Below are 12514 nucleotides of genomic sequence, written 5' to 3' on the forward strand. Positions count from 1 at the left end.
TGGCGGTGCTGGCCGGCAAGCTCAAGGCGCGCCGTCACAAGAAATGCGCGGCCGTTGCCGGCAAGTCGACGCTCAACCGGCTGGAGCTGAGCCGGCCGCAGCCTTCGCGCTATCACAAGATCAGCCACGCTCCGGCGGCGATCGAGGCGCTGTTCGTCGAGCTGTTCATGGGCGCGCACGCCGCTCCGCCCGAAGAGATCGTGCTGGATCTGGATGCCACGGACGACCCCCTGCACGGCAACCAGGAGGGGCGGTTCTTCCACGGCTACTATGGCAACTACTGCTACCTGCCGCTCTACATCTTCTGCGGCGATCACCTTTTGTGCGCCAAGCTGCGGCCCGCCAACATCGACGCGGCCGCCGGCGCGGTTCAGGAGATCGAGCGCATCGTGCGCCAGCTGCGTCAGCGTTGGCCCAAGGTCCGCATCGTGCTGCGCGCCGATTCCGGCTTCGCCCGCCAGGAGCTGATGGCCTGGTGCGAGGCCAACGCCGTCGACTACCTGTTGGGTCTGGCCCGCAATGTTCGGCTGGTCCGCCACATCGCGGCTGAACTGGAAGCGGCCAAGGCAGAAAGTGCCCTCACCAGCCGGCCCGCCCGCCGCTTCAAGGACTTCCTGTGGACCACGCGCAAGAGCTGGAGCTGCCGGCGCCGGGTTGTGGCCAAGGCCGAGTGGACGCAAGGGGAGGCCAACCCGCGCTTCGTGGTCACCTCCCTCGACGCCGAGGCTTGGCCGGCGCAATGCCTCTACGAGGACCTCTACTGCGCCCGCGGCGAGATGGAGAACCGCATCAAGGAATGCCAGCTCGACCTGTTCGCCGACCGCACCTCTGCCGCCACCCTGCGCGCCAACCAGCTCAGGCTCTGGTTCGCCTCGATGGCCTATGTGCTGATCTGCGCGTTGCGCCGCATCGGCCTGGTGGACACAAGGCTCGCCAGGGCAAGCTGCGCCACCATCCGTCTCAAGCTGTTCAAGATCGGCGCCCTGGTCAGCATCTCGGTGCGCCGTATCAAGCTGGCCATGAACTCAGCCTGCCCCTTCCAGCGCGAATGGGCCCTGACCTATGCCCGGCTATCAGCAGCAGCCGCCTGAGCGCGCCCATCCACCCTCCCGTCAACAGCAAGGAAACAGCGCCGAACCACACCAACCGCTCCAAGCGGCGGACATCCCTTGCCCGCAGCTCAAGCGCCCGCAAAATCGCTGCTGCCAGCCTCGCGCCGAAAGACTGTGTGAGATATCCGGGCTAGGCCCACACTTTCGTCCTCAGCGCTGGACCTTCACGCCGACGAAGATGCTGTTGGCGGTGTAGTCGCGGCCCGGCAGGTTGCTGGTCAGCTTCTCGGTCCTGGCGCGGGTGGTGAGGCCGGCGTAGCGGTTCAGCCACCAGGTCAGTCCGGCTTCGGCGCTCAAGATCGTGTCGTGGCCGTCGATGCCGACATAGTCGCGCCAATCCAGGCCCAGAGCCGCGTTTGCGGTGAGATTGGCCCGAATCAGCCGCTCGCCCGTCAGGCGGCCGGAATAGAGGATGTCGCCACTTTCACCGGCTGAGGTGGTGGGCTCGACCGTCGTCCGTCCGGTGACGCCGATCGTGGTGCCGCGTTCGGGCGACCATTTGAGGTCGGCGTTGACCGTCGCGCCCGAAATCGCGTCGAGACGTTCGTCATCGACCGCTTCCCTGAGCCAGCCGGCCGAGAATTCGCCCGACAACTTTTCGCCCATGTCGAGCTCAAGGCCGGCGCGAGCGCCGAGCCGCGTCGAGGAGCGTTCGAAGCCTTCGTTGTCGATGCGTTGATCATAGGTCCGGCGACCGGCCTCGATTTCGGTGAAGGGGGTGAGGGCCGGAGAAATTTCATAACCGGTGCGCAAGGTCGCCGTGTAGAGCGTGCTGTCGCGATCCTTCTGCGACAAGGAGGTGCCGTCCGAAAGCTTGGCGTCGCCGTAGAAGTCGTGGGCGACCGCGCCGGTCACCGTGTACTGCATTTTGCCGGCTTGCTTTTCGAGGGCAAGGCTGCCGTCCAGGGACTGCCGGAGAGGCTGGGTGCTGACGCCGGCAATAGCGTCAGGCGATGACGCCGATTCCGGCACGGCCTCATAGCCGAGCTTGGCGATGGCGCGCAGCTCATTGTCCAGGTCGACGTTGAGCTGGCCCTCGATGCGGCCCTGCTCGTTGTGAACGGGGTAGCCGGAGACGGTCTCGCGAAAAAGGCCATAGCCGTTGATCAGAGCGGAGTTTTCGCGCCAGTCGGAGGCGGCGGAAAAGCGCAGCGCCGTCTCGGACAAAAGTGCCGATTTCCCGGTACTGCTGGAATCGCCGTTCGATGTGGCGGTCAGGCCTTGTTCGATCGTCGGCCGGATGACGAAGGAACCCCATTTGACGCCGGTGGCGGCAAACGGATCGTCCTCGGCTTTCTTCTTCTGGCCTTCGATGGAAGCAGTGCGCTCGGCGCCGGGGTCGAGCTTCTGCCGGTCGACGCTGTCGATGGTGACGGCGCGGCGGTTGGCCGTCTCCTCGTCAGTGTCGGGGACATCGGCATTGTCCGCAATGGCCGCGGTGGTCTCCGTGGTCGCGGTCGCCGGCTTTTTCTTCTTCGACTTGCCGGCGGCCTTGTCCTTGTCCCGGTCCGCCGCATCTTGCCTGGCGGCGGCTGGGCGGCGGCGAGGTTTGGGCGGCGTCGGCGTGTCGGCGGAGCTATCGTCGGTGACGGCAGGCGGATCGAAGATGCTGCGTGCCGCGGTTGCGGCGTCGGCGTCGGTGTCATCGGGCAAGGCGCCGGCGCTGGCGGGCAAATAGGTGCGCGCAGGCGTATTGTCCTGCGCGGCGCTGGCCGGTGCCTGCTGGCCCTGGCTGGCCAAAGCGAGCTGCCTCGCCTTGCGCTGCTGGTCGGACAGGATCGCCGATTCGGAGACTTCGCCGCGCAGCCCCGTTTCCTGGGCATGAAGCAGCGTCGGGCGCAGCAACGCAAAGATGCTGGTCGCCAGCAGCAAGGCGCAGGCCGCCTTGCCCTTTCGTGCTCTCGATTTTTCTGGCTGGGCCCCGGACATCGCCACCACTGCTCGCGCGGCGCAGGCGCGCCATACTTACCGAACCGTAAATTGGGATGGTTAACGGAGGGTTGAGGCGGCGGCTCGTCGCCAGCCGGAAAGGTCGATTTCCAACGGAATTCATGCGGCGTGCGCCAAGCTTTATGTTGTGATGCATGTCGCCACCCAAACCATCGCGCATTCCAGAACGGGCGCCATTTCCGTTGGACAGGCGGGCGGCAAAGCGCTAATCGCATCAACCATGCACGCGATATCCCCCGATAGGACGCCTCTGGACAGGCAAACGTCGATCGCTTCGGCGCTGAGAACGGTGGCAACCGAGCAGGCTGGGATCGCGGCCCTTGCCGAGGCGCTCGAGAACGGGCTGGCCGGGCCCTTCGCCCAGGCGGTCGACATGATCTCGAAGATCGAAGGTCGGCTGATCGTCACCGGCGTCGGCAAAAGCGGGCATATCGGCTCGAAGATCGCGGCGACGCTGGCGTCGACGGGCACGCCGGCCTTTTTCGTCCACCCCGTCGAGGCCAATCATGGCGATCTCGGCATGATCGCCAAGGACGACGCCATCATCGCCATCTCATGGTCGGGCGAAAGCAAGGAGATGATGGGGATCGTCGCCTATTCCCGACGCTTCTCCATTCCGCTTATCGCCGTCACCTCCGGCGAGACATCGGCGCTGGCGCGGGCGGCAGACGTCGTGCTTTTGCTGCCGCGCGCAGCGGAGGCCTGCCCGCACGGGCTGGCGCCGACGACTTCGACGGTGCTGCAACTGGTCATCGGCGATGCGCTGGCGATCGCGCTGCTCGAGGCGCGGGGCTTCACGCCCGACCATTTCCGCACCTTCCATCCCGGCGGCCAGCTTGGCGCCAACCTGACGCAGATTCGCGAGATCATGCATGTCGGCGACAGGCTGCCGCTTGCGGTGACGGGCACCAGCATGCACGATGCCATCCAGGAACTCTCGCGCAAGGGGTTCGGCTGCGTGGCGATCACCGAGCCGGACGGCGCGCTGGTCGGCATCATCACCGATGGCGACATCAGGCGTCATATCGGCGGCAACCTGCTGGCGATGACGGTGGATCAGGTGATGACAAGAGGGCCAAAGACAGCGGCTCCGGACACGCTGGTGGCAACCGCGCTGCAGACGATCAACAATTCAGCCATCACCAGCCTGATGGTTGTGGAAGGCAAGAAACCGGTCGGCCTCGTCCACTTGCACGATCTCTTGCGCATCGGCGCGGCCTGAAAGCTCAGACAGCCTCCACAGTCAGTTCCAGATCCGTATCCGCCGCGCCGGTGACGCGCACCTGCGTGCCCGCCGGCAGATCCGGGCCGGAGACGCGCCACAGCGTGTCGCCGAGCTTGATGCGGCCGCGGCCGTCGCGGATAGGTTCGGCAAGCGTCGCCATCCTGCCGATCATCTGCGCGCCACGCCGGTTGAGCAGCGGCTGGTCCGTCGGATCATTGCGCCCGCCGACCAACCTCTTGCCGGCATAGGCCGAGACCAGCGACAGCACCAGGAAGGCGACGACCTGGACCTGCCAGGTCCAGAAACCGGCATCCCAGATCAGCAGCGACACCGCGCCGATGATCAGGGCGGCAATGCCGATCCACAGCATGAAGATGCCCGGCGCGATGACTTCCATCACCAGCAGGATGAAGCCGAGAACCATCCAACTCCACGGGCCGAGTTCGGAAACGATGCGGTCGATCATGGTCTGCTCCTAGGGCAATTCCAGGAAAAGCGTGACACGATTTCCGTCCGGAATTGCGTCAAACAAAGGGATAGGGCGGTTCGGCGCTTGTGTGAAACGCTCCCGGGCCGGAAGCATCAATTGTCGCTTTGCTTGACGACCGGCGGGCGCGAAATCTGCCGTTGCGTGCCGGTCGGACCATCGCCCTTGAAGACCTCCCGGGCGATCTCGCCGATGCCGCCGAGCGAGCCGATCAGCGACGACGCCTCGAAAGGCATGAGTACGATCTTGGAATTGCCTGCCGAGCCGATCTTGCCCAGTGCTTCGGTGTATTTCTGGGCGACGAAATAGTTCAGCGCCTGCACGTCGCCCTTGGAGATCGCTTCCGACACCACCTGCGTGGCGCGGGCTTCCGCCTCGGCCGAACGCTCGCGCGCTTCGGCGTCGCGGAACGCGGCTTCCTTGCGGCCCTCGGCCTCGAGGATCTGCGACTGCTTGAGGCCTTCGGCGGCGAGGATCTGCGCGCGCTTGTTGCGCTCGGCGGTCATCTGCCGGCCCATCGATTCGATGAGATTGGCTGGTGGGTTGATGTCCTTGATCTCGACGCGGGTGATCTTGATGCCCCAGGGATGCGCCGCTTCATCGACGACGCGCAGCAGGCGCTCGTTGATGGCGTCGCGGTTCGACAGCAATTCGTCGAGGTCCATCGAACCCATGACGGTACGGATATTGGTCATCGTCAGGTTCAGGATAGCGTTCTGCAGGCCGGCAACCTGGTAGGCTGCCTGCGCCGCGTTGAGGATCTGGTAGAAGGCGATGCCGTCGACACCGACGATTGCATTGTCGCGGGTGATGATCTCCTGGCTCGGAACGTCGAGCACCTGCTCCATCATGTTCATCTTGGCGCCGACGCGGTCGACGAACGGCACGATGAGATTGAGGCCGGGGGTCAGTGTTCTGGTGTAACGGCCAAAGCGTTCGACGGTATAGTTATAGCCTTGCGGAATTGTTTTGATGCCTTTGAACAGCACCAGAACGACAAGCGCGACCAGAACAATGATCGCAATATCGAAACCACTGAAATCCATTTGGCTCTCCCTCAAAGGCCGGCAGCGAGAGCCATTCTCGCGCAGCCGACTTCACCAAAGACTTAAGTGTATTTCAGTAGCGTTACAATCAGGTGATGAGGGATTGTTTCTGAACATGCAATCGAAGGTTGAGGGCAGAGAACTCTGCATCCCTCATTCCTCGCGGCTTCAGATCCAGCCGGACAGTTCGCGCCGTACCATCGCCTCGATTACCGCCATGCCCTCGGCGCTGTCGTTGAGGCAAGGGATGTGGGCGAAATTCTTGCCGCCGGCGTGGTGGAAGGTCTCGGCCGCCTCACGGCCGATCTCGTCCAGCGTCTCGATGCAGTCGACGGAAAAACCGGGATTGACGATGGCGATCGATTTCACGCCCTCCTTGCCCAATTTCTCCACGGTCTTGTCGGTGTAGGGCTGCAGCCATTCCTGCGCGCCGAAGCGTGACTGGAAGGTGGTGATCAGTTTGCTCTCGCTCCAGCCAAGTTTTTCGCGCAGCAGCCGCGTCGTCTCAAGGCAATGCGCCTGGTAGGGATCGCCCTTGTCGGAATATGGTTTCGGGATGCCGTGGTAGGAGGTAATGACCACCTCCGGTTCGAAATCCAGCATTGCCAGATGCCGTTTGATCGAAGCGGCAAGCGCCTCGATGTAGACAGGCTCGGCGTAGTAGGGCGGTACGCTGCGGATGGCGGGCGCGGCCCGCATCGTCATCAGCGCGCGAAAGAGCTGGTCGTTGGCGGTGGCGGTGGTGGTCGCCGAGTATTGCGGATAGAGCGGAAACGAAAGAATGCGGTCGCAGCCTTGCGCCACCAGCCTTTCAGCGACGCTCGCGGTCGAAGGGTTGCCGTAACGCATCGCCCAATCGACGACGACCTCAGGCAGGTCGGCGAGTGCCTGCCCGAGCTTTTCGCTCTGGGCGCGGGTGTAGGTGCGCAGCGGCGACTCGTTGTTTTCCCGGTTCCAGATCCTGGCGTAGTTGGCGCCCGATTTTTTCGGCCGCGTGGTGAGCACCAGCCCATAAAGGATCGGATACCAGATCGCCTTGTTGAGTTCGATGACGCGCGGATCGGACAGGAATTCGCGGAGGTAACGCCACATCGGTTTGAAACCGGTACCGTCAGGCGTGCCGAGATTGATCAGCATGACGCCGATTTTGCCAGCCTTGGCCAGCGGATGCCCGGCTGGCTGCGCGCCAACAGCCTTCGCGGCTTTGGGATCGACTGCGGTGGAAAGCGTCATCGAGGTTCTCCAGGAGACGCGAACCTAACCATATCGCGCGGGCTTTCAATGCAGCGTCTGGCCGCACCTTAGCAGGAAATGAAAAGCCCGCCCGGTTTCCCGGGCGGGCTTTCTCGCTGAATAGCGAAGCGGCGTTACTTCGGCGGGATGGTCAGCGTCGCGCCTACCGGCAACCGGCGCGGCTCGTAGCCCTTGTTGGCGTCCGAAATGACCTTCCACCTGGTGCCATCGCCATAGGCTTTCACCGCCAGGTCCCAGTAGGTATCGCCGGCAACGATGACGTGGCTTCCCGTGGCTGGTGCGGCCTCGGCGGGCTTTGCCGGTTCGGCAGGTGCTGGCGCGGGAGCCGGGGCTGCTTCGGCCGGCTTTGCGGGTTCGGCCGGCGCCGGTGCAGCAGGTGCTGCCTCCGTGGACATGGCCGGTGGGGTGTTGGCGATATCGCCCGAGTTGGCCGGCAATTCGGGCATTGCCGCTGCCGCATCGGCGGGCTTTGCCGGTTCGGCCGGTGCGGGGGCCGGAGTTGCCGGTGCAGCTTCGGCGGGCTTGGCTGGCTCGGCCGCCGGCGCCGCGGCGACGGTGGCGGCGACCTCGGTGATGCGGCCGTCGAGCTTGGGCGTATAGGGCCGGTGGGCGCCGAGATAGTCGGCGACGACCTGTTCGAGGCCCGGGCCGTAGTCGTAAGCGTTCTTGGCCTTTTCGGCGAAAATCTTGTAGCCGTCGCCGCCCTGGCGCACGTAATTGTTGGTGGCGACCAGATAGTCCTTGTCCGGATTGATCGGTGTCCAGGTGCCGCCTTCCATCACCTCCACCGATTTGATGCGGCCGGCATTGGGCGCGACCGACTTGTCGAAGGAATATTTCAGGCCGGCGACCTGCGGGAAGCGGCCGGCGCCGTCCTCGACCTGGCTAAGGCCGTTCTCAAGGCCGGCGACCAGGTCCTTGCCCGAGATCTGAAAGGTCGCCAGCGTGTTCTGGAACGGCAGCACGGTCAGCACCTCGCCCATGGTGACGGTGCCCTTGTCGATCGAGGCGCGCAGGCCGCCGCCGTTCGAGATGACGATCTCGACGCCCTGTCCCTTGACGCGGTCGAGGACGGCGTCGGAGACGAGATTGCCCATCGCGCATTCGCGGGTGCGGCAGCTCTCGCGGCTGCCGTCGATCACGTCGGTGGTCTCGGCCACTTCCTTGTTCTTGAGCGCTTCGATCGGCGCGCCGAGCTCCTTGATGCGGGCGAGCACGGCTTGGTCAGGCGTAATCGACTTGTCGAGGAAGATCGGGTCGCCGCTCGCCGATTTGACGACGCCATTGTCGTCGAACACGACCTTGAACTCGCCGAGATATTTCGAATAGGACGCCGCCTGCACGACCGGAACCTTGTAGCCGTCCGGGTTGTCGACCATCGTCGGATAGGGACCTTCCGCCTTCGGATCGGTGTTCGACAAAAGCGAATGGCTGTGGCCACCGACGACGACGTCGATGCCCGGGATCTTGGCGATGACGTCCCGCTCGCGCTTGTAGCCGATATGGGTCACGGCGATGATCTTGTTGATGCCTTCTCCCTTCAGCTTCTCGACCGCAGCGGTGATCGACTTGACGTCGTCCTCGATGGCGACGTTGGGGCCGGGGGAGGCGAGCTCCGGCGTGTCGTTGGTGATCGCGCCGATGATGCCGATCTTCTGCCCGCCGACCTCGATGACGATCGATGGCTTGACGCGGTCGCCGAGCTTGGACTGGGCGTTGGCTTTCACATTGGCGCCGAGCACTGGAAACTTGATCATGTCGAGGAACGGCGCGAGTGCCGTCTCGCCGTCGTCGAATTCATGGTTACCGAGCGCCATGGCGTCGAACTTCATGTCGTTGAGGAATTCGCCTTCGACCTTGCCCTTGTAGGTCGTGTAGAACAGCGAACCCTGGAAATTGTCGCCGGCGCTGAGCAGCAGCACGTTCTGGCCTTCGAGTTTCTTGCGCTCCTGGGCTATCGCGGTGATCAGCCGGCCCGCGCCGCCGATGCACTCGCCCTTGGTCTCCTCTTCGGCCGAGCAGGTCGATTCATATTTGTTGTTGCCTTCGATACGGCTGTGCCAGTCGTTGATGTGCAGGATATTCAACGTGTAGTCGGCAAAGGATGCGCCGGCCGACAGGCCGAGCGTCGATGCCGAAAGGGCGGCAATGGCGGCAAGCTTCTTCATCTTGGTCTCCCGATAGGCTGATCAGAGGCGTTTAACGCCATTGCTTGACTGGAACATAACAGTCGGCGTTTTTGCCATGTTCCCATCGCGTTCCGGGCGACGCAAGCGGAAATCCGGGCGACCTTTGCCGGCGCAAAAAAGGACGGCGGCCATTGGCCGCCGTCCGACAGGATTAGACGTCGCGCCGGGTCAGACGCGACGTGTCAGGACGAAATTCTGGCCGCCGGAACTGGTGCAGTTCAGCTGGCTGGTGGACACCAGCAGACAGTTGAAGCTGACCGCGGTCTGGCGAATCAGAGACGTGCCGTTGATCTGCACCGACGTGGCGCCGGTCATGGTGTAGCTGCCGTCGGCAAGCTTCTGGCCGGTGTCGGTGGCGACAGTCGTGAAGGTACCGCTGGCGAATGTCGACAGGCCGGTGCCCTTGGCATCGATCCAGGAGCCTTCGACGCCTTTTGGCGCGGCTGCCATCGGCGGCTCGCCGGGGCCGCTGGTCGCACAGGCGGCAAGCGCCGCCAAGCCGGCCGCGGCAATGCTCATCGAAACAATCTTGCGCGCAATGCTCATCGTGAAAATCCTCTCCTCTCGCATCGGTCCAAATCGGAATCGATTTTGGAAAGCACGACGCGTACATCCAAAGTGCTGGAGCGTAGTTCGTGTGTCCGACGGGACGCGCAAAGCTCCAGGCCGCACTCCTTCAATCGCCCGATTTCCGGGCGATTGCAAGGTAATGAGCCATGTTCCGCTCGATGCTATCGGACGAGGATGTTGCGGAATTGCCACGGATCGCTTCGGTCGAGGTCCTCGGGGAACAGACCCGGGCGTCTGTCGAGCGGCGTCCAGTCGGTATAGTAGCCCTTGACCGGCCCGAGATACCGGGACTGCACGTCCAGGCAGCGCTTGTAGTCCATCTCGTCGGCCTCGACGATGCCGGCCTCGGGATTTTCCAACGCCCAGACCATGCCGGCGAGAACCGCCGAGGTGACCTGCATGCCGGTGGCGTTCTGATAGGGAGCCAGCTTGCGCGCCTCGGCCAGCGACAGCTGCGAGCCGTACCAGTAGGCATTCTTGTCATGGCCGTAGAGCAGCACGCCGAGTTCGTCGACGCCGTCGACCAGTTCGTTCTCGTCGAGCACGTGGTGCACCGGTTGAGCCTTGCCGGCCGCACCGAACATCTCGTGCAGCGACAGCACCGCGTCGTTGCAGGGATGGTAGGCGTAATGGCAGGTCGGGCGATACTGGACCTTGCCCTTCTTGGAATGCACGGTGAAGAAATCGGCGATCGAGATCGCCTCGTTGTGCGTCACCAGGAAACCGTATTGGGCGCCCGGCGTCGGGCACCATGAGCGCACGCGCGTGTTGGCGCCGGGCTGCTCCAGATAGATCGCGGCCTTGGAGCCGTGCTTGTGCTTCTTGCCGTTCTTCGGCATCCATTTCTCATGCGTGCCCCAGCCGAGCTCGGCGGGCTGCAGGCCCTCGGAGATGAAGCCCTCGACCGACCAGGTGTTCCAGAATACGTCCATCGGCTTCGGCTTCTTGGTGCGCTGGGTGTCGCGCTCGGCGATGTGGATTCCCTTGACGCCGGCCTTCTTCATCAGTCTGGCCCAGCCCTCGCGGTCTTCCTGCGCGGGTTCCGAAAACTCGAGGCCGAGATCGGTGGCGAGGTTGACCAGCGCCTGCTTGACGAACCACGAGACCATGCCGGGGTTGGCGCCGCAGGTGGAGACCGCCGTCGCGCCGCCGGGCTTGTCGTGCTTTTCCTTGATCATCGCCTCGCGCAGCGCGTAGTTGGTGCGGCTGGCATTGTCGGCCGTGGCGTCGAAATAAAAGCCAAGCCACGGCTCGACGACGGTGTCGATGTAGAGCACGCCGAGCTTGCGGCAGAGCCGCATCAGGTCCACCGAGCCGGTATCGACCGACAGGTTGACGCAGAAGCCCTGGCCGCCGCCATTGGTCAGGAGCGGCGTCAAGAGCTTCTTGTAATTCTTCTCCGTCACCGCATCCTGCATGAAGGTGATGCCACAGTCGTCGAGTAGCTTGCGGTCGGTGTCGCGCGGGTCGATGACCGTCATGCGCGACTTGTCGAACTTGAAATGGCGCTCGATCAGCGGCAGCGTTCCCCGTCCGATCGAGCCGAAGCCGATCATCACCACAGGGCCGGTGATTTCACCGTAAACGGGCCAGTTTTCATTCGCCATTTATCGAGCACTCCTTCGAACACGTGCAAAGCCGAGCGGACAGAGAAAAAGCCGGGCATTTTCGCCCGACGGCCATGCGCTACATCACAGATCATTGTCATAAACCAGCGAAAAGCGCCAACCCGCGCCTAGCCGCCATTGGCCATGTGGTTAAGGACGGCGACCAGCTGGGCGCGGTCCGATGTCAGGCCCTTGTAGTCGAGCTGGGCGAGATCGAGCGCTTCGATCTGGGCGGCGAAAGACACAGCGAGCTTCACGCGGTCGGGGTGCTGCGCCAGCACAGTGAGCGGATCGAGATGGATGCGGATGGTGAACAGGATATCGCGCGAGGCGGGCAGCTTGCGCAGCGTCTGACGCTCGACGCGGATGAAGGCGTGCACTTTGACGTCACCGTTGGGGAAGTGTGTGAGCCGTTTTGTAGCACGATCGATGCGCTCGACATTGGACAGCGGATGGTAGAGCGCGTCACCCGACTGGATCGACCAGTTATAGCGCTCGACGGCCTGGCCCTGGAGACCGTCGAACATGCGGTTGATCAAGTCGGCCGGCCGCGTGCCCGGACCGAAGCCCGGCACCGGCGCGTGAATCTGCTGCAGCGACTTGCCGAATTTCTCAAGCAGCGACCAGGACGAGGGAAAGCACAGCGAACCCGCGGCCAGACGCCAGCCGTTGTCGTCGCGGCGCATCAGGATCAGGTCTTCCTGCACCAGCATCGACGCCACGGCCAGCGGAGCACCGGCGAGACGAGGAGGGAGATCGTTCGCCGCGCCTACGGCCTCGATACCCGCCTTGGTGCGCCGATAAGAGCCGGGAAATTGCTCCAGCAGGTGCGTCCGGAGCAATTCGAACACTTCCTGCTGGGCATTTCGCGTGCCGTCCTCCTCGACGAAAACCCGTTCGGGAATTTCCCCATAGAGCCGGCGCTTCTCGGCGAGATACGGCAGCAGATGGCTGTCGATCTCGATCCAGTTTGCAGGATCGAGCGGCTTCAGCCCGATGGTGAAGAGTTTTGACGAGCCATCATAGGGCGTGTGGCTGGGGGGCGTGCGGGTGGGGGGCGTTTGGGTAGGCAAA

General features: G+C 63.7%; 10 protein-coding genes. 2 read left to right on the forward strand and 8 right to left on the reverse strand.

What is annotated here, in order from left to right:
• On the forward strand, positions 1-1091 hold a 1091-nt coding region (locus NKJ26_RS29860; RefSeq protein ID WP_352699135.1), incomplete at its 5' end, for an IS1380 family transposase.
• A 171-nt stretch (positions 1092-1262) separates the two neighbouring features.
• Here the strand turns inward: NKJ26_RS29860 and NKJ26_RS29865 are convergent.
• Positions 1263-3041 (reverse strand): outer membrane beta-barrel protein, encoded by a 1779-nt coding sequence (locus tag NKJ26_RS29865; protein ID WP_352699137.1) that lies wholly within the window; start codon positions 3039-3041, stop codon positions 1263-1265.
• 241 nt (positions 3042-3282) lie between these two features.
• Between NKJ26_RS29865 and NKJ26_RS29870 the strand changes: the two genes are divergently transcribed.
• Positions 3283-4284 (forward strand): KpsF/GutQ family sugar-phosphate isomerase, encoded by a 1002-nt coding sequence (locus tag NKJ26_RS29870; protein ID WP_352699138.1) that lies wholly within the window; start codon positions 3283-3285, stop codon positions 4282-4284.
• 4 nt (positions 4285-4288) lie between these two features.
• Here the strand turns inward: NKJ26_RS29870 and NKJ26_RS29875 are convergent, their stop codons facing one another.
• From NKJ26_RS29875 to NKJ26_RS29905, 7 genes are all read right to left on the reverse strand, one after another.
• Positions 4289-4753: an NfeD family protein gene (locus NKJ26_RS29875; protein WP_352699139.1), complete on the reverse strand. Its 465-nt coding sequence runs from the start codon at positions 4751-4753 to the stop codon at positions 4289-4291.
• Positions 4754-4869: 116 nt separating this feature from the next.
• Complete coding sequence (locus tag NKJ26_RS29880) at positions 4870-5820, reverse strand: SPFH domain-containing protein (RefSeq protein ID WP_352603088.1); 951 nt, start codon at positions 5818-5820, stop codon at positions 4870-4872.
• Positions 5821-5988: 168 nt separating this feature from the next.
• A complete protein-coding gene (gene hemH / locus NKJ26_RS29885) occupies positions 5989-7053 on the reverse strand; it encodes a ferrochelatase (protein ID WP_352699141.1) in 1065 nt (354 codons plus the stop codon).
• 134 nt (positions 7054-7187) lie between these two features.
• Positions 7188-9242 (reverse strand): 5'-nucleotidase C-terminal domain-containing protein, encoded by a 2055-nt coding sequence (locus NKJ26_RS29890; protein ID WP_352699143.1) that lies wholly within the window; start codon positions 9240-9242, stop codon positions 7188-7190.
• A gap of 189 nt (positions 9243-9431) precedes the next feature.
• A complete protein-coding gene (omp10, locus tag NKJ26_RS29895) occupies positions 9432-9809 on the reverse strand; it encodes an outer membrane lipoprotein Omp10 (RefSeq protein WP_352699145.1) in 378 nt (125 codons plus the stop codon).
• A gap of 185 nt (positions 9810-9994) precedes the next feature.
• The gene (locus NKJ26_RS29900) at positions 9995-11440 is read right to left on the reverse strand and encodes a homospermidine synthase (protein ID WP_352603096.1); all 1446 of its coding nucleotides are present in this window, start codon (positions 11438-11440) and stop codon (positions 9995-9997) included.
• A gap of 128 nt (positions 11441-11568) precedes the next feature.
• Entirely contained in the window at positions 11569-12513 is a 945-nt protein-coding gene (locus tag NKJ26_RS29905; RefSeq protein WP_352699147.1) for a heme-dependent oxidative N-demethylase family protein, read from the reverse strand.
• Position 12514: the final 1 nt, after the last annotated feature.

The organism is Mesorhizobium sp. M0152 (genome assembly GCF_040322415.1).
In the GTDB taxonomy this organism is placed as follows: Bacteria; Pseudomonadota; Alphaproteobacteria; order Rhizobiales; family Rhizobiaceae; genus Mesorhizobium.